This window comes from Nocardia sp. NPDC055029, assembly GCF_053608525.1.
Window position 1 is genome coordinate 1 of record NZ_JBSGVQ010000053.1, and the last position, 23,177, is coordinate 23,177.

General features: G+C 70.1%; 14 protein-coding genes. 6 read left to right on the forward strand and 8 right to left on the reverse strand.

The window, feature by feature from the left end; translation table 11 throughout:
* Positions 1-91: 91 nt before the first annotated feature.
* From nudC to ACWF9G_RS31380, 4 genes are all read right to left on the reverse strand, one after another.
* On the reverse strand, positions 92-985 hold the full coding sequence (gene nudC, locus ACWF9G_RS31365) for an NAD(+) diphosphatase (protein WP_379308546.1): 894 nt from the start codon (positions 983-985) through the stop codon (positions 92-94).
* 75 nt (positions 986-1,060) lie between these two features.
* Positions 1,061-2,116: a potassium channel family protein gene (locus ACWF9G_RS31370; RefSeq protein WP_379308542.1), complete on the reverse strand. Its 1,056-nt coding sequence runs from the start codon at positions 2,114-2,116 to the stop codon at positions 1,061-1,063.
* Positions 2,117-2,201: 85 nt separating this feature from the next.
* Complete coding sequence (locus ACWF9G_RS31375) at positions 2,202-5,906, reverse strand: ATP-dependent helicase (RefSeq protein ID WP_452519729.1); 3,705 nt, start codon at positions 5,904-5,906, stop codon at positions 2,202-2,204.
* Positions 5,903-9,622, reverse strand: a complete 3,720-nt coding sequence (locus ACWF9G_RS31380; RefSeq protein ID WP_452519761.1) for an ATP-dependent helicase — start codon at positions 9,620-9,622, stop codon at positions 5,903-5,905. The genes ACWF9G_RS31375 and ACWF9G_RS31380 overlap by 4 nt, the downstream gene beginning before the upstream one ends.
* A gap of 115 nt (positions 9,623-9,737) precedes the next feature.
* Here ACWF9G_RS31380 and ACWF9G_RS31385 point away from each other — a divergent pair, with 115 nt between their 5' ends.
* From ACWF9G_RS31385 to ACWF9G_RS31400, 4 genes are all read left to right on the forward strand, one after another.
* Positions 9,738-10,529, forward strand: coding sequence for an alpha/beta fold hydrolase (locus ACWF9G_RS31385; RefSeq protein ID WP_379308540.1), 792 nt, complete (start codon positions 9,738-9,740; stop codon positions 10,527-10,529).
* 3 nt (positions 10,530-10,532) lie between these two features.
* Positions 10,533-10,823, forward strand: coding sequence for an MGMT family protein (locus tag ACWF9G_RS31390; protein ID WP_452519730.1), 291 nt, complete (start codon positions 10,533-10,535; stop codon positions 10,821-10,823).
* Positions 10,824-10,959: 136 nt separating this feature from the next.
* Positions 10,960-12,702 carry an NTP transferase domain-containing protein gene (locus tag ACWF9G_RS31395; RefSeq protein WP_452519732.1) on the forward strand — a complete coding sequence of 581 codons (1,743 nt, stop codon included), beginning with the start codon at positions 10,960-10,962 and terminating at the stop codon, positions 12,700-12,702.
* Between the two features lie 26 nt (positions 12,703-12,728).
* Positions 12,729-13,076 carry a hypothetical protein gene (locus ACWF9G_RS31400; RefSeq protein ID WP_452519735.1) on the forward strand — a complete coding sequence of 116 codons (348 nt, stop codon included), beginning with the start codon at positions 12,729-12,731 and terminating at the stop codon, positions 13,074-13,076.
* A 50-nt stretch (positions 13,077-13,126) separates the two neighbouring features.
* Here ACWF9G_RS31400 and ACWF9G_RS31405 read toward each other — a convergent pair whose 3' ends face one another.
* The 4 genes from ACWF9G_RS31405 to ACWF9G_RS31420 are packed head-to-tail and all read right to left on the reverse strand — an operon-like array spanning position 13,127 to position 18,577.
* Positions 13,127-15,187 carry a dipeptide ABC transporter ATP-binding protein gene (locus ACWF9G_RS31405; RefSeq protein ID WP_452519736.1) on the reverse strand — a complete coding sequence of 687 codons (2,061 nt, stop codon included), beginning with the start codon at positions 15,185-15,187 and terminating at the stop codon, positions 13,127-13,129.
* Positions 15,184-16,047 carry an ABC transporter permease gene (locus ACWF9G_RS31410; protein WP_452519737.1) on the reverse strand — a complete coding sequence of 288 codons (864 nt, stop codon included), beginning with the start codon at positions 16,045-16,047 and terminating at the stop codon, positions 15,184-15,186. The genes ACWF9G_RS31405 and ACWF9G_RS31410 overlap by 4 nt, the downstream gene beginning before the upstream one ends.
* A complete protein-coding gene (locus ACWF9G_RS31415) occupies positions 16,044-17,003 on the reverse strand; it encodes an ABC transporter permease (protein WP_452519738.1) in 960 nt (319 codons plus the stop codon). The genes ACWF9G_RS31410 and ACWF9G_RS31415 overlap by 4 nt, the downstream gene beginning before the upstream one ends.
* On the reverse strand, positions 17,000-18,577 hold the full coding sequence (locus ACWF9G_RS31420; RefSeq protein WP_452519740.1) for an ABC transporter substrate-binding protein: 1,578 nt from the start codon (positions 18,575-18,577) through the stop codon (positions 17,000-17,002). The genes ACWF9G_RS31415 and ACWF9G_RS31420 overlap by 4 nt, the downstream gene beginning before the upstream one ends.
* Positions 18,578-18,849: 272 nt before the next feature.
* On the opposite strand from ACWF9G_RS31420, the gene ACWF9G_RS31425 reads away from it, so the two are divergent.
* Positions 18,850-21,285, forward strand: coding sequence for an arylsulfatase (locus tag ACWF9G_RS31425; RefSeq protein ID WP_452519741.1), 2,436 nt, complete (start codon positions 18,850-18,852; stop codon positions 21,283-21,285).
* Between the two features lie 151 nt (positions 21,286-21,436).
* Positions 21,437-23,176: an S-methyl-5-thioribose-1-phosphate isomerase gene (gene mtnA / locus ACWF9G_RS31430; RefSeq protein ID WP_452519743.1), complete on the forward strand. Its 1,740-nt coding sequence runs from the start codon at positions 21,437-21,439 to the stop codon at positions 23,174-23,176.
* Position 23,177 lies beyond the last annotated feature (1 nt).

The window sequence follows — 23,177 nt, forward strand, 5'->3', positions numbered from 1 at the left end:
GGTGCCGGTGCGTAGGCGACGAAGGAGCAAGCACCGGTACCTGACCGGCGGGACACAAGGGGCCGCGAACTCGAGCGCGCCAGCGCTCCAACTATTCCGCCCAGGATTCGATGATCGTGCGTGCGATCGAGATCGAACCGGGCACCAGCAGCCGCGCGCCGGTGTCCTTCGCCGACCAGTCCCCGATCTGGAGTGCGGCTCGGACTTCGTCGCGGGTGAACCAGTGCGCCTCGGCGATCTCGCCGTCGGAGAACACCAGCTCCTGCTCCGGATCGCCGACCGCGGCGAAGCCGACCATGAGCGAGCGCGGGAACGGCCACGGCTGGCTGCCGAGGTAGGTGACCTCGCGCACGTCGACGCCCACTTCCTCGCGGACCTCACGCTCGACGCAGTGCTCGAGCGACTCGCCCGCTTCCACGAACCCCGCCAGCAGCGAGAACATCGTCGCGGGCCAGGTGTGCTGGCGGGCAAGCAGCACGCGGTCGGCGCCGTCGTGCACCAGGCAGATGATGGCGGGGTCGATGCGCGGGAACTCCTCGACACCGTCCGCGGTGAGCCGGGACCAGCCCGCCCGCGCCAGCGTGGTCGTAGTGCCGTCGCCGCCGTGGAATCCGGCGTGATCGTGCCAGTTCAGCAGTGCGTAGGCCGTGGCGAGCAGGTCGGCGGTGAAGTCGTCGACAGCGCCGAGCGCTCGCAGATCCTTCAGCGTTCCGTCGAGTTCGGGCTCGCGCACGGCCCACAGGTGGCTGCCCTCGACGACGCCGAGGAAGACCGCGCCGGGACCCGGCTGTTCGGCGATCGTGACGGCCGCGTCGAGGACGACACCGGCGCTCTCGACCCGCACCCGCCCGCGCGCGTCGACACGCAGGACCTTCGCTTTACCCCAGCCTTCGCGCAGGGCATCGGGATCGAGCCGGACGTGCTCGGCTCGATCGATGGTGGAACGCGACAGCAGCGGAACGTCTTTCAGTCGGAACGGCACAATGCCGAGCATAGTGGGCGCAGCCCGGCGCAGCCGTCCGAAGACCTGCGCATGGCCGGAGCTACGCCTGGCCGCCGACTACTTCCCGGCGCGCCGGATGTAGAGCAGCTTGTCGCCCGCGTCGAGCGCGTCCACCTCGGGTTCACCCACCCGGATCAGGTCGCCGCCGCGCACCACGCCGAGCACGATGTCGCTGAGGTGCCGCGGCGATCCGCCGATCTCACCCGGTTCGACCTCACGTTCGGCGACCGCGAACCCCTGTTCGGGCGTCAGCAGATCCTCCATCATCTCCACGACGGTGGGCGTCGTGGTGGCGATGCCGAGCAGCCTGCCCGCGGTCTCCGAGGACACGACCACCGAGTCGGCGCCGGACTGGCGCACCAGGTGGGTGTTCTCGGCCTCGCGGATGGCGACGACGATCTTGGCCGTCTTGTTCAGTTCGCGGGCGGTGAGCGTCACCAGCGTGGCCGTGTCGTCGCGATTGGTCGCGACGATGACGGAGGCGGCCCGCTGCACACCGGTCAGCCGCAGTACATCGGATTTGGTGGCCGAGCCGTGCACGGTGACCAGGCCCGCGTTCGCGGCTTGTTCGAGTGCCACGGCGTCGGTGTCGACCACCACGATCTCCGACTGCTGCACCCCGTCGCCGAGCATGGCGTCGATCGCGGTGCGTCCCTTGGTGCCGTAGCCGACGACGACGGTGTGATTGCGCACGGTGTGCCTCCATCGCTGAATCTTGAACGCCTGCCGCGACCGTTCGGTGAGCACGCTGAGGGTGGTGCCGACCAGCACGATCAGGAACAGGATGCGCAGGGGGGTGATGACGATCGTGTTGATCAGTCGCGCCGACGGAGAGAACGGGGAGATGTCGCCGTAGCCGGTCGTCGACAGCGAGACGGTGGCGTAGTACAGCGCGTCGAGGAACGACAGCTCGCCGCCTGCGTTGTCGTTGTAGCCGTCGCGGCCGACATACACCACGATCGCCGCGGTGAACAGCAGGGCGATCGCGAACAGGACGCGGCGGGTGAGCGACCACCACGGACTGGTCTGTGCCGCGGGGATCCGCAACAAACCGACCAGCGCGTAGTCCGGGCTGCTGCTGAGCCCGATCGGGCCGACCTTGTCCCCTAACATCGCCCCCTCCTTTCGCTCGGCCCGGCACCGATTTCGTCAGGCTCCGGCACAAACCGGGAGCCTACTGTGTTCCCGCGCGCCGGGCTCATTCGACATCCGGGGCCGGAGCGGCGTCGCGGATGAGCTGCTCGAGCTCCTGCGGTCCCGCGAGGTCGGCGGGGGCGATGGTGCGGCCGGAACGGACGTAATGGAATGCCGCGCCGACTCGTTGGAGCATCTGGTCCTCGGTGGCGCCGGTGCGGGCGGCCATCAGCCGCGCCCAGGCGAGGCGGTAGACCGCCAGCTGCACGGCGACGGCGGCTTCGTCGGCGGGACCGGGTTCGGCGCCGGTCTTCCAGTCGACCACCAGCCAGCGACCGCCGGGTTCGGCGAACACGGCGTCCATCCGGCCGCGAATGACGGTGCCCGCGATGCTGGTCTCGAACGGCACCTCGACGTCGATCGGGTTGCGGTGCGCCCACGGCGACCGGCGAAACGCGGCCTGCATGGCGGCGAGTTCCTGGTCGGCGCGGCCCAGTTCGGTCGTGCTGTCGGCGGCTCCGGGCAGTTCGTCGAGGCCGAGCAGCTGCTCGGTGCCGAACCAGGACTGCACCCAGGCGTGAAAGGCGGTGCCGCGCCGGGCCATCGGGTTCGGCGGATAGGGCAGCGGGCGGCGCAGGCGGGCCGCCAGCCGGGTGGGGTCGGCACGCAGTTCGACGAGCGCGGTGGCCGGCAGCTGGCCGGGCAGCTCCACCTGTTGTTCGGCGAGTTCGGCGGCGGTGAATTCGGCGAGCAGGGCGTCGACGTCGGTGGCCCAGCCCTCCGGATCGTCCTCGTCGTCCGTCTCGGGATCGGCTGGGCCCGAACGCAACTGTTCGAGCGCCTCGCGGACGAGCGCGGCGCCCTGTTCGATCGGGTCGCGGCGGCCGCCGAGTGGGTCGCGCGGCCACTGGGCGGTGGGCGGATTGTCGGCGAACGGGTTGACGGCGTCGGGCGGCGGCTGGTCGTCCCAGCGGGCGATGGTGGCGACGCCGAAGGCCGCGCTGCCGGTGTCCTCGTTGGCCTGTTTCAGTTCGAGCAGGAAATCCGACGGACCCTTTTGCGCGGTGCCGGTCTCGGGCCAGTAGTAGGCCGAAACCAGCAGTACCCGTTCGGTTCTGGTCAGCGCCACGTAGAACAGCCGTCGTTCCTCGTCGAGCCGGCGACTCTTGAGCGCCTCCTTGTGCCCGGCGATGGCGTGCTCGAGTTCGGCGCGATCCCCCACCCGGCTCAGGTCGAGAACGGGCACGCCCTCGGACGCGTCGGGCTGGGCGCGGTCGCCGCGCAGGGAGGTGGGCAGTTCGGTGAGCGCGCCGAGCCAGGTGCTCAGCGCGGTCGTCGACGGGAACACCGACGCGCTCACGTGCGGCACGGCGACGACCTCCCATTCCAAGCCCTTGGCAGCGTGCACGGTGAGCACCTGCACACGATCGCGCGCGACCTCCACTTCACCAGGCTCCAAACCGTTTTCGACCGACTCGGCGGCGGTGAAGAACGCCAGCAGGCCACTCAGCGACGCCCGCGAGTCGGCCGCGTAGCCGGCCACCACCTCGGCGAAGGCATCGAGGTGCTCACGACCGGCACCACCACCGGCGATGGCACGTCTGGCCTGGGTTTCCACGCCGACGCCGATGGTGCGTTCGACATCGGCGACGAGCTCGACCAGCGGCTGACCGCTGCGTTCACGCAAGGCGGCCAGCTCTTCGCCCAGCGCGAGGATGCGTGCGAATCCAGCGTCCGAATACTGGTCCGGCGCACCGGGATCGGCGATGGCGTCGGCCAGTCCTGCCTGCTCGGTGGGTTCCGGTGCGACCTCACGCAGTGCCGTCGCCAGCCCGGCCGCGTCGGTGATGGCGCTGGACGCGTCGCCGGACAGGCTGCCGATCGACAGCATCCGCGCACGCCGGGCCAGCGCGGCCAGGTCGGCGACGCCGAGCCGCCAGCGCGCACCGGTGAGAATCCGGATCGCGGCGCTTCCGGTGCCTGGTTCGGCGATCAACCGGAGGGTGGCGACGATATCGGCGACCTCCGGTGTCGCCAGTAGTCCACCGAGGCCGACAATTTCGACCGGTAGCCCTTGTTCGCGCAGGGCTTCCGCGATCGGAGCCGCGTCCGCATTGCGCCGGATCAGCACCGCCGAGGTCGGTGGCGGCTGCTCGGCTACCCGCGCCGCCGCCCATTCCCGCGCGATCCGCTCGGCGATCCAGTCACGCTCCTGGGCAACGGTTTCGGTGAGCGCCAGCTCCACAATCCCCGGATGCGCCTCCGGTTTGGCCCGCAACGCGTCGACCGTCGCCCCACCCGCGGCCTTGGCCCGCAGTCGCAGCGGATCGGCAACCAGGTTCGCCAGTGCGAGTGCCTCCGGCGGGTTCCGCCAACTGGTCAGCAGCGGCAGGATCGGTGCGGGGAGACCCGGTGCCGTGGGGAAATCGGTCGCAAAGCGAGGGAGGTTGGCTGCCGAGGCACCACGCCAGCCGTAGATCGACTGCATCGGGTCACCAACCGCTGTCACGGCGAGGGTGTCACCACCCGACGCAGCTTCCGCCGGTTCGCTCGTGCCTGCAACGAATTGCCCAGCGCCTGGTCTGGCCTTGCGGCCAGGTGGCTGCTCATCCGAGACCGCGCCGGCCCCGCGCCCCACCATGCCGCCTTCGGGTGCGCTGCTGAGGTCACCGTCGACAGCACCGTGGGCGCGCCCGCCATCCCGGTCGTCGCCGCGAACTCCGGTGAGCTGGCCGGATTCCGCCGAGTCCAGGTGATCCGCTGGGCCCCACAACATGTCGGCGTCCGGCGTCTGGGCGGTAGACGCACGTCCACGCACGCGCACCGGGCGAGGGCGGTCTTGTCGCACGGCCTCGGCGTTGCCGAACAGGGCCGACAGCAGCACTCGCTGGGCGTGGCCGGTGTCCTGGTATTCGTCGAGCAGGACCAGTTTGAATCTCGCGCGTTCGGCAGCGGCGACCTCCGGGTGGTCGACCGCCAGTTGCGCTGCCAGGGACATCTGCGAACCGAAATCGAGTGCGCCACGGCGATTCAGGGCTTCGGCGAGTTGGCGGACCAGGGGCAGCAGCTCCACCCGCTCCCGTTGCGCATCCACGACGGCGGTCAGCGCCTTGCTCGGCCCGCCGCGCTGTCGCGGCCCGGCGGGCAGCGTGTAGACCAGCTTTTCCAGCTCGGCGTGTGCCTCGGCCAGCTGTTCCGGTTCCACCAGATGCTCGGCGAGCTGCCCGGACAGCGCGAGGACCGCCTCGGTCACCGATACCGGTGTGCGGTCGGTGTCGAGGTCACCGTCCCAGGACCGCACCACCTCGTGCGCGAGCTGCCACAGCTGGGTCTGGGTGAGCAGCGCTGCCGATGGCTCCACCGGCAGCAGCAGGCCGTGCGCGGTGAGCAGTCTGCCCGCGTACGAGTGATAGGTGCTGATCTCGGGTTCGGCGCCGGAGATCAGCGTCCGCAGCGCACCGGTCGGGTCGATCTCGCGGACCAGCGGCGCGCCTGCCAGCCGCGCGAGGCGGGTGCGGATGCGGGAAGTCAGCTGCTGGGCGGCTTTCCGGGTGAAGGTGAGGCCGAGTACCTCGTCGGGCGCCACCAGCTGATTGGCCACCATCCACACCACGCGCGCGGCCATCGTCTCGGTCTTGCCCGCGCCCGCGCCCGCCACGACCAGCGTCGGTCCCGGCGGCGCGGCGATGACGGCCGCCTGTTCGGCGGTCGGTGGCGGCAGGCCGAGCGCGTCGGCCAGCCGTTGCGGGGTGACGCGCACACCGCTCACTCGTCGGTCACCTGCCGTCCGGTGTCCTGCACCGGGCAACTGCCCGCGACGGGACAGTGCCTGCACCCGTCGTTGCGCACGGCCAGGTATCCGGGCCCGCGCGTGGCGCCGGCGGCGTCGTGGATCGTGTCGCGCCAGGTCTCGAGACCTTCGGTGTCCAGTGCGGTCTGAGCGCGTTCGGTGGCGCCGGTCTTGTTGTGCGGCTTGGCGACATAGACCAGCCGCGCGCCACCGGGATCGGCGACCGGCGACCCGTCGGACTCCTCCTCGTTCAGCGCGCCGTGGGCGGCCGCCACCTGGTAGGTGGCCAGCTGGGCATGATCGGCGACGGCCTTCGCGCTGACCGGTGTCTTGCCGGTCTTCACGTCGACGATCACGAACCGGCCCTGCGCATCCCGTTCCAGCCGGTCGATGCGGCCGCGGATCCGCACGGCGCGTTCGTCGTCCGCCCGCGCGGGCAGCACGCAGTCCACCGGCACCTCCACACCGGCCTGGGTGAGCTCGCCGCGGGTGGTGCGCACCCAGGCGAGGAAGGTCTCCAGCATCGCCTCGGTGCGGCGCAGTTCCTGCCGGGAATGCCAGCCGGTGGCCGGGTCGACCGTCTTCCACGCCTGGTCGAGCGCGGCGCGGACCTGCGCCTCCGGCACCTCACCGGCCAGCGCCTGCACCAGCGTGTGCACGAGGTTGCCCTTGACGGCGTGCGGGTTGTCGCCGTCGGTGCCGCCGTGGCGTTCCAGCGCCCAGCGCAGCGGGCAGGTGCGCAGTAGTTCGACCGTCGACGGGGACAGCCCGATCGGGGAATCGTCGTCGTCCCACAGTTCCCGGTCGGAACTGAGGTCGGCGGTGCCGTACCAGTCGCCCGGGTCGGTGCCGGGGACACCGGCGTCGGCGAGCCGGGCCAGCTGATGGGCGGCCCGGTCGCGCCGGTCGGGTGCGGTGGTGGGATCGCAGACCACGCCGCGCAATTCGGCGACGAGCGCGTGCATCACCAGCGCGCGACCGGGATCGGCGACGGGCAGTGCGCCGGGTTCGCCGGTGTCGTCGTCGCCGAGCAGTTCGGTGAGGAACCGCGACGGCACGAGATCCTGGTCCCCTGCGGCGGATTCGACGGCGGTGACCAGCAGCGATCGCCGCGCCCTGCTGCACGCGACGAGCAGCAGCCTGCGTTCCTCGGCGAGGATCGGCGCGGCCCGGCTCGTCGTCGCACCGGGATCCACCCCGGCGACCAGGTCGACGAGGTCCTCGGTGTGCAGCAGGGTGCCCCTGGCGCGCGGATTGGGCCAGATACCCTCCTGCACAGCGGCGACCGCCACCACATCCCATTCCCGCCCGGCCGCGGCGTGCGCGCTGAGCAGCGATACCGCCTCACCCTCGGCGGTCAGCGGCCTGCCCTGCTGCGGAATCTGCTGGTGCAGCAGGTATTCGACGAAACCCTCGATACTGGCCTTGGGCAACCGGTCGACGTAAGCCGCTGCGGCGTCGAACAATTCGACAGCCGCGTCGAGATCGCGATCGGCCTGCATGCCCGCGGCGCCACCCCGGCGGGACTGGCGGAACCAGCGCCGTTCCAGCCGCGAGCTGGTCCACAGGGTCCACAGCACGTCTTCGAGGCCCTGCCCCCTGGCCTGGGTCTCCCTGGCCTTGCGCACGGCGCGCAGCACGCGTTGCAGCGGCGCGGCCTCCACCTCGGTGAGTCCGTCGAGCAGCCGCTCCTCGCCGATGCCGACGATCAGGTCGCGCAGCACTTCGGCCGAGGACTGGTCGATCAGCGGTACCGCGGGCGGTTCCGGTTCCGGCCGTGGCGGACCCATCTCGACCGGCGGTGCGGCGGGCAGGGTTTCGGCGTCGAGGATGTCGATGTCGTCGGGAAGGCGTTCGGCGACGTCCCAGTCGGGTTCGGGGTCGGGACGCAGCGGATCCTCGGGGTCGGGTTCCGGCGGCAGCCATTCGTCATCGATCGGGTTCGGTTCCGGCTCAGGCATTTCCGGCGGCGGTGGCGGCGCCTCGCCCCACAGCAGGAACTGGTCGGCGGCGTCGGCGTACGGGTCGGCGGCGGCCAGCGCCCCGGTGCGTTCCAGATCGAGGACGGTGCGCCGGACACCGCGACGCAACCGGCGCAGTGCGATCTGATCGGCGCCACCGAGCGGTCCGGCGAGCAGATCCATCGCGTCTTCCGGCGAGAACATGGCATCGATCGCGCGGCGCGACCCCGGCCGCGACGGATCACCCGCCAGCAGTACCCGCAGTGCCAGCACCATCCACGCCGCACCGCGCCTGCGCGCGAGCGGCTCGGCCACCGCAGGCCTGCGCACCGGCACACCCGCCGCCAGCAGCGCACGCCGCAGTGGTGCGAGCGACAGCGGCACCGACCGCACGATCACCGCCATCGACGACCACGGAATCCCGTCGGTCAGGTGCGCCCGCCGCAGATGGTCGGCGATGAGCGCGGCCTCCTTGGCCGCTGTCGACAGCACGCGAACCCGCACGCTCGACTCGTCGACCTCGGTCGCACCGCTCTGGTCCTCGAGATCCGGACCGCCGTGCGCGAACAGCTCCGGTATCTCACCACTGATCGCCGAATCCGGCTCCGCGCCTTCGAAGTCGGCAGGCGTCGCGGGTTCCGCCGGTCGCGACTCCTGCCCTGGCAGCACCCGATGACGCGCGCTGCCCGGCAACCGCGCCGCGATCCGGGCGGTCGCGAGGCGGATCGGCGCACCACTGCGATGGTTGTTCCGCAAGATGATTCGCCGCTGCGGCAGCGTGTCGATATCGACCAGGAAGCGCGAATCGGCACCGCGGAAGGTGAACACACTCTGATCCGGGTCACCCGTGATCACCGTGCTCGCACTACCACTGCCGATGGCGCGCACCAGGGTCGCGGCCTGCGGGTCGAGATGCTGGGCGTCGTCGACGAGCAGAGAGCGGGTCCGGTCACGTTCGGCGGCCAGCAGGTTCCGGTCACCGGCCAGCGCGTCGAGCGCCGCCCCGACCAGCTCGGCCGCGTCGAGGGCGGGCGCTGTCGCCTCCGGCGCCGCGACACCGACCGACCACCGCAGCATCGACGCCTCTTCATAGCGCTGGAAGAACCGGCCCGCCGCCACCCAGGCGTCGTTGTCGTGTTCGCGCCCCAGCGCCATCAGGTCTTCGGGGCCGAGCCCGCGTTCGGTGGCCCGCAACATCAGGTCGCGGAGTTGCTCGGCGAATCCGCCCAGCGCCAGCGCGGGTTGCAGCCGCGGCGGCCACAGACCGCGCGCGCCCGCCTCGATGTCGGCGAGGTCGCCGCGCAGCATCTCGCGCAACACCGCGTCCTGTTCGGCGCCGGTGAGCAGCCGGGGCGGCGGATTGCCGTGCAGGTCGGCGTGGCGGCGCAGCACCGAGAACGCGTAGGAGTGCAGCGTCCGCACCATCGGTTCCCTGCTCGCGCCGGGAATGCCGCCCGCGTGCGGGCCGAGCTGGGCGGTGATCGCGTCGCGCAGCGCGGCGGCGGCCTGCTTGGTGTGGGTCAGGACCAGGATCGATGCGGGGTCGGCGCCGTCGGTGATCCGCGCGGTCACCAGGTCGACGAGCAGGGCGGTCTTCCCGGTGCCCGGCCCGCCGAGGACCTGCCACGGCAGCCAGCCCGGACGTGGCGGCGCCGGCTGGGCCTGCTCGGCGAACAGCGCGCGAACAGGGGCGCCCCAAGCCCGCGGCCGGGGCGCCCGCGTCGTCCGGCGCACTAGTCGCACCGAGCTATCCGATCGCACCACGTCGGCTATTGCAACAGACCAGTACGACACGCCAGCACCCCCCTGCCGGACAGACACGCTGCGCGACCGTGCGCGACCGGCCAGAATGGCTGTCGTGTCCTCGCTTCATGTGCACCGTTTCGGCCCCGCCGACGGCCCCGTCGTCCTCGCCCTGCACGGTCTCACCGGCCACGGCAACCGTTGGGAAACCCTCGCCACCGAGCACCTTCCCCGGGCCCGGGTCATCGCCCCCGACCTGCGCGGACACGGCCGATCCAGCTCGCTGCCGCCGTGGGATTTCGAGACGATCGTCGACGACCTCGCCACGCTGCTGCGCGCCGAGACCGACGGCCCGGTCGTCGTGGCCGGACATTCCTTCGGCGGCGCGGCAGGCATCCACCTCGCCCGGCGCCATCCCGAACTGGTGCGCGCGCTGGTCCTGCTCGATCCCGCGATCGGCATCGATCCCAAGCTGATCGAACAGGTCGCGCTCGCCAACCTGGCCTCCCCTGACTACACCGACATCGCCGAGGCCAGGTCGGACAAGCAGCACAGCGCCTGGAGTCCCGACGAGGTGGACCCGGCGGTCCTGGAGCGCGAGCTGGCCGAGCACCTGGTGCCCACCGAGGGCGGCCGGGTCGGCTGGCGGATCTTCCAGCCGGCGATCACCTCCTACTGGGGTCAGCTGGCCCGGCCGTTCGTGCTGCCGCCCGCCGATCTGCCGACCGTGCTCGTGCGGGCGGCGAAGGTGCAGCCGCCGTATGTCACCGGCGAGTTCCTCGCCGCGCTGTCCGCCCACCTCGGCGACCGGCTCACCGTCGAAGTCTGGGACTGCGATCACATGGTCGCCCAGGCGCGACCCGCCGAAGCCGCCGCCTTGATCGCCGCGGCCCTGTAGGCGATGGCGGCCACCACGGAGGAACAGGTCGAACGGGTCCGCGCGCTGGTCGCCGCGATCCCGCCCGGCCGCGTCGCCACCTACGGCGACATCGCCCATGCCGCGGGCCTGTCCTCCGCCCGCACCGTCGGCTGGATCATGCGCACAGACTCCGCCGACCTCCCCTGGCACCGGGTCATCGGCGCTTCCGGTCGCCCCGCCGCCCATCTGGCAGCCCGCCAGCTGCGGCTGCTCGCCGAGGAAGGCGTCCCGATCACCGACGGCCGGGCAGAGCTCCGCACAGCCAGGCTGTGACGCTCGGCCCAGGCACGCCGCAGTATTCGCGAGAACCTCGACCTCATGCGCGGAACTCAGCCGCCGGGCGCCGGGCGCCGGCTTCACGCACGGCTAGCATGACATTTGTGCCGATCCCCCAACGCCGAATCAGCCGATGACCGCCGCCGACGCGATCGTGCTCGCGGGCGGGCGGGCCAGCCGGATGGGCGGTGTCGACAAGCCCGCGATCGTGATCGGCGGCCGGTCGATGCTCGACGCGGCGCTGGACTCGGTGCGCGAGTGCGGCGAGATGGTGGTGGTCGGGCCGCATCGGCCGGAGCTGGCTGCCCGGATTCAGCAGGTCCGTGAGGTGCCGCCGGGTTCGGGGCCGGTCGCGGCGATCGGCACCGGTCTCAGCGCGCTGGGTCCCGATTCGGCGCCCTGGATCGTGGTGCTCGCCGCGGACATGCCGTTCCTCACCGCCGACACCGTGCGCGAATTGCTCCGCCGGGCAGCCGAATCCACCACCGACGCGGTCTTCGCGATCGACAGTTCCGGACGTCCCCAGTATCTCGTCGGCGTCTGGCGGCGCACCGCCCTCGCGGCCGCGCTGGCCGGGCTCGATTCCCTGGTGAACCAGCCGATGAAGGCGATCGTGCCCACCGAGACGACTTTCGTCGAGCTACCCGGCACCGCGGACTGCGACACCGACGAAGAGGTCCACCGCGCCCGCGAGATGATGGCCCACCAACCGACGACCCGGCTCGACCTCACCGAAGCCAGAGCGCGCCTGACCGCCGAGTTGACCCCGTTGGTCGCCTACGAGGCCAACCTGAGCGAGGTCGGCGGCGCGACGCTCGCCGCACCGATCATCGCCGCGGGCGCACTACCCCGCTTCGACGTCTCCGCGATGGACGGCTTCGCCGTGTGCGGCGACGGCCCCTGGCGGCTGCGCCGCGACATCGGCTTCGCGGGCGGTGCCCGGCCGGTCGGCCTGCTGCCCGGTGAGGCTATCCGGATCGCCACCGGTGCGCATGTCCCCGACGGCACCACGTCGGTCCTGCGCGACGAGTTCGCCGCGATCACCGGCGACGAACTCGGCCGCCGCCCCGGCACGGCGCACCGCAGCGACGTCCGCAAGCGCGGCGAGGACCAGATGGTCGGCGACCTCCTCGCCCCCGCGGGCACCCGGGTCACCACCGCGCTCCGCTCGGCGGCCGCCTCGGTAGAGGTCACCTCCGGCCTGGTTCGCGGTCCCGTCCGCGCCCGCATCGTGATGACCGGCGACGAGATCCGCAGCACCGGCCCCCTGCAAACCGGCCAGACCCGCGACTCCATCGGCCCGGTACTCCCCGACATCCTCGCCGGTCTCGGCGTCCACGTCGTCGACCGCGTCCACCTCCGCGACACCGCCCACGGGTTCGACGACATGCTCACCGCCACCGCAGGTTTCGACCTCCTGGTGGTCGTCGGCGCCACCGGCGGCGGGGCGGCCGATCAACTTCGCACCGCGATCGCCCGCGCCGAAGCCCGCATCGTGGTCCCGCGATTGTCCATGCGCCCAGGCGGTTCCACCGTCGTAGCCGAACTCCCGACCGGCCCAACCATTCTCGGTCTCCCCGGCAACCCCTTCGCCGCCATAGCCGTCCTCCTGGCCCTCACCCCCTCGATAGTCGCGGGCCGCACCGCAGCACCCCCGCCCCGCTCTCTCCGCGGCCCCCTGCACAACGCCGCCGACATCGCTGGCCCCATCCAGCGAATCACCCCAGCCCGCCACGCCCCCGAAGGCGGCTACACCGGCGACGTCTCCGTCCGCACCGCCCACCTCGCCGGCCTGATCGACCGCGACGGCCTGGTCATCGTCCCCCCGGAAGCCACCGACGGCACCGTCGTCGAGTTCCTACCGCTACACAATTGAGCCCCATACCGAATCACAAACCGTCGATGACGGGGGAATTTCGCGCAATTCATGCGTTGGCAAATAATGATCGTGGATTAATCGGCGGATATCGACACGCCGCGAATTCCCTGGTCGGAATGCCATTTTTCGCGCACCTCTACCGGAGTGCAATTGCGCTGGTTATCGTAGGCGCGTTAGGCGAAACACTATCCCTCGGAAAGGACCGTGTGGAGATGGCTGACAAGTCTAAGAAAGCGCCTAAGAAAATGCCCAAGCAGATGCCGCGGCAGCAGCAGCAACAGCGGCAGGACCAGATGGGCGATGACTCGCAAGGCATGACGCGAGCAGGCCAGGACGATCGGCGTGAACAGCGCCGCCCCGGCCATCACTGATCTACGTGTGTCGACGAGCCGCCGGTTCCCCTTCCGGCGGCTCGTCCACGTCAGGCCCCGACGCGCTGTAGCGCGGTCGCCGCGGATTCGTCCCGCTGACGGCGAGCCGTCGAAGGATCGGGAGCGGGCACCGCAGCGAGCAGGCGGCGGGTGTACTCCTGGGCCGGTGCGGCGAACACGGCACCTACCTCGCCGGTTTCGACGATCCGGCCCTGCCGCAGCACCACAACCCGGTCGGCGACCTGGTGCACAACGGCCAGATCGTGGCTGATGAACAGGCTGGCGAAGCCGTATTCGGCACGCAGGTCGGCGAAGAGATCGAGCACCTGCGCCTGCACCGACACATCCAGCGCACTGGTCGGCTCATCGGCCACCAGCAGTCGCGGCGCCAGCGCGAGTGCGCGCGCCAAAGCCACCCGCTGACGCTGCCCACCGGACAGTTCTCCCGGCCGCCGCTGTGCGTAATCCCGTGGCAGCCGGACAGATTCGAGCAGATCCCCGACCTTCGCCCGTAACAGCGCACCCGAGGCGGCCCGATGCACCCGCAGCGGTTCCCCGATCGCGTCGGCGACGCTGCGCCGCGGATCGAGCGAGGCGCTCACGTCCTGATGGACCAGCGCGACATTCTTGCGCAACCCACGTATCTCGCGCGGCGACAGTCCGGCCAGCGCAACACCCTGCAACTCGACAGTTCCCGATGACGCGGGCACAAGCCCGAGCGCGGTGCGGCCCAGAGTGCTCTTGCCCGACCCGGATTCACCCACCAGACCCAGCACCTCGCGCGGGCCGAGGGTGAGCGAGACGTCCTGCAGCGCGGGGAAAGCGGCTGCGCCATGGGATCCCGGATACACCACCGAAAGGTCGTCGATGCGCAACACATCGCGATAGTCGGGTTCGGTTGCACCGCCGCCCTTTTCGGCGACGACCGCGGGTTCGCGCAGGATCACTCGACGCAGGATCCGCCGGACAGCCGGTTCCGTCACCCCGGCTTCGTCCCCGGTCGCGTCCTTGGCAGCACCACCGGCGTTGCCGCGGCTCGCCGTTCCAGCGGACTCGGCGATAGCCGATCCGCCCGTATCACCGGCACTGCCGCCATCATCACCCGGAGCGAGCGCGTCACCGTCGGCCCCCACAGCATGCCCGCCGGCTTCGATATCGCCCGCTGCGTGTTCTGCGGCCTCCACATCACCCGAAGGGTGCCCGTCATCGCCCGCCCCGGATATGGCCGCGGGTCCGTCATCAGCACCCCGCGTCGACTCCGGCTCACCGGCCCCACTCGCATGCGGACCAGCCCCGCGCACAGAGACCGCGGGCAGACGTGGCACCGCAGCCAGCAAAGTCCGCGTGTACTCCTCCCCCGGCGCACCGAACAACCCGAACACCGTCTGCTGCTCAACCACCTGCCCAGCCCGCATCACCACGACCCGGTCGGCGATCTCCGCGACCACACCGAGGTTGTGGGTGATGAACAGGATGGCCGTGCCCCGCTCACGCTGCAGTGACCGCAGCAGGTCGAGGATCTCGGCCTGAACGGTCACATCGAGCGCGGTGGTCGGTTCGTCGGCGATGAGCAGCGCGGGGTCGCCGGACAGGGCCAGGGCGATGACGACGCGCTGCTTCTGACCGCCGGAGAGCTGGTGCGGATACCAGTCGAGCCGCTTCTCGGGCTCGGGGATGTCGACGGCGGTGAGCAGTTCGATCGCGCGAGCCCGGGCGGCGCCCTTGTCGGTCGTGCCGTGCGCCCGCAATGCCTGCACGAGCTGGGTGCCGATCTTCTGGACCGGGTTCAGCGCGGTCTGCGGCTCCTGGAACACCATGGCCGCCGTGGTCCCGCGCAGTCCACGCAGCACCGGTTCCGTCGCGTCGACGACTTCCGTGCCCGCGAGAAGGATAGATCCCGCGGCGCGGGCGGTACCGGGCAGGAGACCGAGCACCGATCGCGCGGTGAGCGACTTCCCTGAACCGGATTCCCCGACCAGCGCGACCACCTCACCTCGGCGAACCCGCAGACTCACCCGGTCGACGACGGTCCGCTCGCCGAACCTGACGATCAACTCGTCGATATCGAGCACCGGGTCGTCGGTGCCCGGCCGATCAGCCTGGGTGCTCATGCCACTCTCCTAGCCCGGCCCAATGCCTGGGCGATCAACAGGAATCCGAGGGTCAGCGCGGCGACGACGGTCAGCGGTCCGATCGCCATCCACGGATTGGCGTCGAGGTTGGCGATCGACTCACCGATGAGCGAGCCGAGCGACGGCTCCGGCGGCCGCACCCCGATGCCGATGAAGCTCATCGCCCCCTCGACGAACACCGCCACCGACAGCGACAGCGCGAACTGCACGCCCAGCGGCTCGATCACATGGGGCAGCACATGCTTTCGTAGCGTCCACCAGGTGCCCGCGCCGATCACCTCGGACGCTTCGACGAACGGCTGCTCGCGCACGGCAAGGACGGCGGTGCGGATCTGGCGGCCGAAGATCGGGATCTCGGCGGCGATGATGACGATCACGACCGCGTGCCAGCCGGGCCCGGTGATGGCGGCGAGCGCGATCGCGAAGATCAGCGAGGGGAACGCCAGAATCAGGTCGAAGACCCGCTGGGCGGCCACGTCGGCGATCGGGTGCGTGGTCGCCGCCAGCCCGGCCAGCGAGCCGATCACCGCGCCGACGGGTACCGCGAGCAGCACGATCAGCAGGTTGATGCGGATGCCGGCGAGCACGCGCGCCGCCACGTCCCGATTGAGGTGGTCGGTGCCGAGCCAGTGCTCGGCATTCGGCCCGAGGAGGTTGGCGCCGGGGATCTGGGCGAGCGGGTCGTAGGCGCTCAGCACCCCGGCCGAGACACCGGCCACGGCGACGAGGGTGACCAGCAGGACGCCGGCCAGACCCTGCCCGCTCTGCAAGGCACGCAACGAACCGAACTTGCGCGAATTCTCTTCGGCAACAGTCGGTTTCTCGACGATCGAAGTCATGATCGTCCTCCGACCCGGATCCGCGGATCCAGCCAGGCGTGCGCGATGTCGGTGATCAGCTGGATCACCACGAACACCGCCACCGACAACAGCAGTAGCACCTGCACGAGCGGGTAGTCGCGGCGGCTGATGCCCTGTTCGATGAGCTGGCCGATGCCTGGCCAGACGAACGCGGCCTCCACCAGCACGGCGCCGCCGAGCAGCTGCCCGGTTTGGAGGCCGAGCACGGTCAGCATGGTCGGCAGCGCGTTGCGTAGCGCGCCGCGGGCGACGATCTCGCGATGCGCGACACCGAGCGAACGTGCCGTCAGCACATACGGTTTGGCGAGTTCGGTACGCAGCGACTCGGTGAGGAACCGGGTGAGCGCCGCCGCCACCGGGAGCGCAAGGCAGATGGCGGGCAGCAAGAGGTACTGCACGGCGATGTCGGGCCGGGCGATGAATCCGTCCGGCGGCACACCACCCGCAGGCAGCACCGGGATGGCGACGGCGAAGACGAGCACGAGCAGCGGTCCGACGACGAAGGTCGGCAGCGCGACGGCGACCGTGTTCGCCGCGGCGACAACGGTGTTCAGCCACCGGCTCGGCCACAGCACCGACGCGGTCGAGACAGCCAGACTCACCACCACCGCCAGCAGCAGCGCGGTCACCGTGAGCACCAGGGTGTTGGTGGCGCCCCGCCCGACCAGGTCGCTGATCTGGCCGCCGATGAGATATGAGCGGCCCAGGTCGAGGGTGACCAGGTCGCCGAGCCAGCTCAGGTATTGCACCGGAATCGACCGGTCCAGCCCCAGCTGGTGCCGGATCGCCTCGACCGACTGGGGCGTCGCGTCGTTGCCCGCCAGGATGGTCGCCGGGTCGCCCGGCACCAGACGCAGCAGCAGAAAGATCAGCACCGAGGCGCCGAACAGCACCAGCAGCGCCGAGGGCAGTCGATGCAGCAGGTAGCGGGTCATGACAGGAAGGTGTCGGTGAGCAAGGTTTCGCGGCGCTTGGTCCAGCCGAAACCGTGCACCTTGTTCGAGCTCGCGTACTGCTGGAACCGCACGCCGATCTCGATCAGGAACAGGCCTTCGAGCAGCTGGTCGCTGATCGCGTGGAAGGCGCGCACCGCGTCGGGTCCGGTGCCCTGCGGCAACTGCCATGCCGCATCCGCGGCCGCGGTGTAGGCGGGCGATTCGTAGCGCGAGGCGTTGCGGCGGGCATTGAACGGGTACGCGCTCACCGTCAGCGTCGACGGCACGAACTGCGCCCACGAGTGATCGGTGACCCACAGGCCACGGAACTGCTGGCCGGTGAGCAGCTTGACGAAGGTCGCGGAGTCCACCGGGTCGAGCGTCACCTCGATGCCGACCTCGGCGAGGTTGGCCTGCACGATCTGGGCGATCTCCTCGTGCGCGGTATAGAAGGTCAGCGGCAGCTTCGACGGTGTGGCCGTCTGGGCAAGCAGCTGCTTGGCCTTCCCGATGTCACGGCTGTAGCGGGTGTTGCGCGCCTCGTCGAAGGCGGGCGAGTTCTTCGGCCACGGCACATTGAGCGGGTAGCCCGCGCCACGGAACACCTCGGCGACGATTCGCTCGCGGTCGAGCGCGTACGCGATGGCCTGCCGCACTCGCACATCGGCCAGCGACGGTTCGGTGACATTGACGCCGACATAGGCCTGCAGTTCGGCGCCGTCGAGGTTCTGGACCTGGAATCCGCCTGTCTTGCCGAGGTTTTCGGCATCACGGTAGGCAAGTTCCCTCGCGACGTTGATCTGCCCGGACTTCAGCGCGTTCAACAGCGCCTGCGGATCCGGGATGATCGACACCTCGACCCGGTCGAGATAGGGCCGTTCGGGCACCCGATAGGTGGGATTCCTCTCGAAGACGATCTGCGAATTCGGCACCCGCTGTACGAACTTGAACGGCCCGGTGCCGATGTACTTTTCGCCGCTGCCGAGTTGATCGGCGGTTTCGCTGTCCAGGATCGGAACGGTGTCGAGCAGGTCGAAGATATTGCTGAGCGGGTTCGCGAGCCGCAGCACGATCCGGGTCGGCGAGATGATGTCGAACCCGGTGACGGCGGCCGCGGTGCCGCGCAGCTGCGCGGACCACTTGGCATCGGCGTAGGTGCGGATCGAGAATTCCACGTCCTTGGCGGTGAACGCGCGGCCGCTGTGGAAGGTGACGTCGTCGCGCAGGTCCAGGCTCAGCGAGCGGCCGTCGGCGGCCAGCTGCCACGACTTCGCCAGCAGCGGTTGCGGTTCCAGCTTGTCGTTCGGATAGCGGATCAGCGATTCGTAGACCAGGCCGATGAGCACCGGCGTCGCGGCGGTGTTGGTGAGCAGGTTGGCGGGCACCAGGTCCTCGCGGATGCCCACCTTCAAGGTGCCGCCACGCACCGGCGTGGCACCGTCGCCGCCTGCCTTCTGCTCCGACACGGCCGAGGTGCAGGCCGCCAGCGCCGCGCCGCCGAAGATGGCCGCCGCGGCGATGCCGCCGGCGCGCAGGAAGTTACGGCGGTCGAGGCCGCCGGGGTTAAAGCTCATCGTGGGATTCCTCGAAGACACGTCGACCCGCGGTGCGGGCCGATCGGCGCGCAGGGCAGGGCACACCGTGGGAAGGGGACACATCGGCTCGGTTCGGCCGCGCACGTCAGCAGACGTACGTCAGCCACGCAGGACGCGACACGAACAGCAGCAGGAGGGCTGATTCGTGGGCACGGCAGTGACGCTAACAAGTAGCGCCACGGGGGTCACCGATTCCACGCATCCTGCATATAACACTGGTGACCAGCGGATATGTCACCTTTACTGCCAGGATGCCTGTTCCACCCCACGCTCGCGGTTACGAATCCTTCGGCGGCACAGCCGGTCGCACCTCGGCCGATTCCACACCGGATTGGACCTCGCCGCCGACCGCGCCCGCCGGTGCGCCCAATATCGTCGTCGTCCTCGTCGACGACATGGGTTACAGCGATATCGGCCCGTTCGGTTCCGAGATCGAGACACCGACGCTGGATCGGCTCGCGGCCGGTGGCGTGCGGCTGTCGAACTATCACACGACGCCGTTGTGCTCACCGTCGCGCGCGGCGCTGTTGACCGGGATCAATTCCCACCGTGCGGGTTTCGGCTTCGTCGCCAATGCCGATCCCGGCTATCCCGGGTTGCGGCTGGAGCTGGCCGACGATGTGCTCGCGCTGCCGGAGATCTTGCGCGGCAACGGTTATGCCACCTACGCGGTGGGCAAGTGGCATCTCGTGCGTGATGCCACGATGAATCCGTCGGCGCATCGCGATTCGTGGCCGACGCAGCGCGGATTCGACCGCTACTACGGCTCTTTGGAGGGACTGAACTCCTTCTACTATCCGAACCAGCTGGTCTCGGACAGTTCGGTGGTCGATGTCGAGGAGTATCCGGAGGGCTACTACCTGACCGACGATCTCACCGACACGGCGCTGTCCTACATCAAGGATCTGCGCGCGCACGATGCGACGAAACCGTTCTTCCTGTACTTCGCGCATGTGGCGATGCACGGGCCGCTGCAAGCCAAGACCGAGGACCAGGCCAAATATCGCGGCCGGTATGCCGCGGGCTGGGATGAACTGCGCAGGAAGCGGTTCGCGGCGCAGCTTGCGCAGGGACTCTTCCCGCCGGGCACCGAGCAGAAGCCGCGCAACACCGAACCCGGTTACGAAGCGGCCGAATGGGATTCGCTGTCGGCCGACGAGCAGCGCCGCTACGCCAAGTACATGGAGGTGTACGCGGGCATGGTCGACAGCATCGACCAAAGCCTCGGCCGCATCGTCGACCTGCTCGAGGACCTCGGCGAACTCGACAACACCATCATCGTGTTCACCTCAGACAACGGTGGCACCGCCGAGGGCGGACCGGAGGGCACTCGCTCCTACTTCGCCGAGTTCGCCCATATCGACGACCCCGATTGGGTCGGCGACGTCCCGCACGACGAGGACCTGATCGGTACCGCGAAGCTGGGTGTGCACTACCCGCGGGGCTGGGGTCAGGCCTCCAATACGCCGTTCCGGTTCTACAAGGGTCAGACCTTCGCCGGTGGTGTCCGGGTGCCGCTGGTGGTCTCGTGGCCGAAAGGTCTGCCGCGCACCGAGGCCGATTCGGGGATCCGCCATGAGTACGCGTACGTCACCGATCTCGCTCCGACGCTGCTGGAGCTGGCGGGACTGGATCGGCCGACCGTGCGGAACGGTCTGCCCGCCAAGGACTTCGACGGCGTGTCGGCGGCCGCGCTGCTGCGCGATCCGGCCACGCCGACCCGGCACACCGAGCAGTACTCGGAGATGACCGGTCATCGCGGCTTCTACCGCGACGGGTGGAAGCTGCTGTCGCTGTATGAGGCCGGAGCTGATCTCGATGCACCGAACTGGCAGCTGTTCGATGTGCGAGCGGATCCGACGGAACTCCATGATCTTTCGGATCAGTACCCGGAAAAGGCCGCTGAGCTGGCTGCGGCTTGGGACGAATCCGCCTGGGCCAATACCGTTTTCCCACTGCTGACGCGCGCCGACTTGTTCCGCCGGCGTCCCGAGGAGGCACGGTTCGGCGCACCGGTCCGGTTGCTGCCCGGCACCCCGACTCTGGAGCGCTACCGCTCCCAGCGACTCATCGCCTATCGCGACTTCACGATCACCGCTGATCTGACCGGCCGCCGCCCACAAGCCGGGCCGCACCGGGTAACGCCATCGCTGCGCGCCGGCGGTTCCACATCGCAGCCGATCGGCGACGATGCGTCGACGCCCGACGCAGCAGCGGTGTCTGTATCCGCTGCGGGCTACCAGCCGGGTGACGAGGGCGTGCTTGTGGCTCACGGTGACCCGCTCGGCGGGTACCTGCTCTACATCGAGAACGGTGACGTGGTGCTCGGTGTGAACAGCTACGGCCGCTACGCCTCGGCACAGGCTCCGCTTCCGATCGGGGCGCGGGAGATCACCGTGCGCGCCACGGTCCGGCCGCATCTGCGGTGGGATTTCGTCGTCGAGGCCGACGGGGTCCAGGTCGCCGAACTCACCGATCAGGTGCAGTTGGTCGGCATGGCACCGTGGACCGGCATCTCCGTCGGCGTCGACGCACGCGGACCGGTGTCGTGGGAGCTGCGCGAACGCCGCGGACCGTTCCGCTACACCGGTGGCCTGCGTGCGATCACCTACAGGCCCGGCCCGATCCAGGTCCCGCAGCGCACGATCGATGCGGTGGAGCGGGAGGCCGAGTACGCCGCGGAATGACGGCGCTGAGCGTTCACTCCGCACATTCCTCGCCGCCTGCGCGACCGATCGCGCGAAGAGTGTGCGCTCAGCGCGGGCCCAGGATGCCGAGCCCCGACCAGGTCGGATACCGTTTACGAGCCGGAAAACGCCACGCAGTGAGGACACCCGAATGGACGACAGTTCCCTGATCTGGGACGACGGTGCGCTCGTCACCATCGACCAGCGTGGACTGCCGCACGAGGTGCGCGAGCTGCGGCTTGGCACCGTCGACGAGATCATCGACGCGATCACCACCCTCGCCATCCGTGGGGCGCCGGCGATCGGGATCGCCGGTGCGTTCGGTGTGGTCATCGCGACCAGGGCACAGACGAGCGACCGCGTGGTCGATGTTGCCGCTGTGGAGGCCGAGGCCGATCGGATCGCCGCGGCCAGGCCGACCGCCGTCAATCTGGCCTGGGCTGTCGATCGGGTGCGTGCCCGGATCGCCGACGGTGCCGACGCGGTGCTGGCCGAGACCCTCGACATGCTGGCCGAGGACGGTCGCGTCAACCTCGCCGCCGCCACTCACGCCGCCGACCTGGTGCAACGCCTCTGCGGTGAAGGGCCACTACAACTGCTCACCCACTGCAACACCGGCCGCCTGGCCACCAGCGCGGTCGGCACCGCGATCGGCGCGCTGCGGGTGCTGCACGAACGCGGTGCGGTGGCGGACGTGATCGTCGACGAGACCCGCCCGCTGCTGCAGGGCGCCCGGCTCACCGCGTGGGAGCTGGCCGAGGCGGGCATCCCGCACCGGCTGACCATCGACTCCGCCGCCGCCTGGGCGATGGCCACCGGTCAGGTCGATGCCGTGCTGGTCGGCGCCGACCGGATCACCGCCAACGGCGACGTCGCCAACAAGATCGGCACCTTCGCCCTCGCGCTGGCCGCCCATCATCACGGCATCCCGTTCATCGTGGTCGCCCCGGAGTCCACCCGCGATACCGCGATGGCGACCGGCGCGCAGATCGTGGTCGAACAGCGCGCCGCCGACGAGGTCACCGGCTTCGGCGGTGTGGCGAGCGCGCCGGCCGGGACCGCCGTGTTCAACCCCGCCTTCGACGTGACTCCTACCGACCTCGTGACCGCGGTAGTCACGGAAAACGGTGTGGTCTACCGCAATTCGGACACCTTCGACGCACAGGGCCGGGCGACCGCGCCGACCGGGACGGCCGTCATCACCCCGCTCGACAGCCATAGCCACACCGCCGACACAGCGGACCATCGACAGCCGTCGGCCGAGCAGGGACGCGCGATCGCGGCAACGGCGCGGCAGCTCTACGACCGTGGCTGGATGCCAGGCACCGCAGGCAATATCTCGGTCCGGGCAGGCGACGACGCACTCGTCACCGCCAGCGGCCTGTCCAAAGGTGAACTGACCGAACGGGATACGGTGCTCGTCGGAGTGTCAGATACGGTCACCAGGCCGGGACAGAGCCGTAAACCGTCCGCCGAGACCAGCATTCACACCGCCGTGTACCGCACCCGGACAGCGGGAGCGGTCGTCCACGTGCACTCGCCGTTCGCGACCGCCCTGGCGACCACCGCGGCGCGGCCCGGTGACGCGGTGACCACGCTGCGGATCAGCGGATACGAGCTGCTCAAGGGCTTCGGCCTCGACGACCCGTCCGCGGTGGACGTGCCGGTGTTCCCGAACTGGCCCAATGTCCCGCGCATCGGCGCCGACATCGAGACCTACCTGCGCGACAACCCCACCGCCCCACCGATTCTGTTCATCACCGGGCACGGCATCACCACCTGGGGTGACACTCTTGCTCAGGCGCGTGACCGCGCCGAATGCCTGGAAGCCCTGTGCGAGTTGATCGCCCGCACCGGACGCACCGACGCCACGCCACTCGAGATCGGATAAT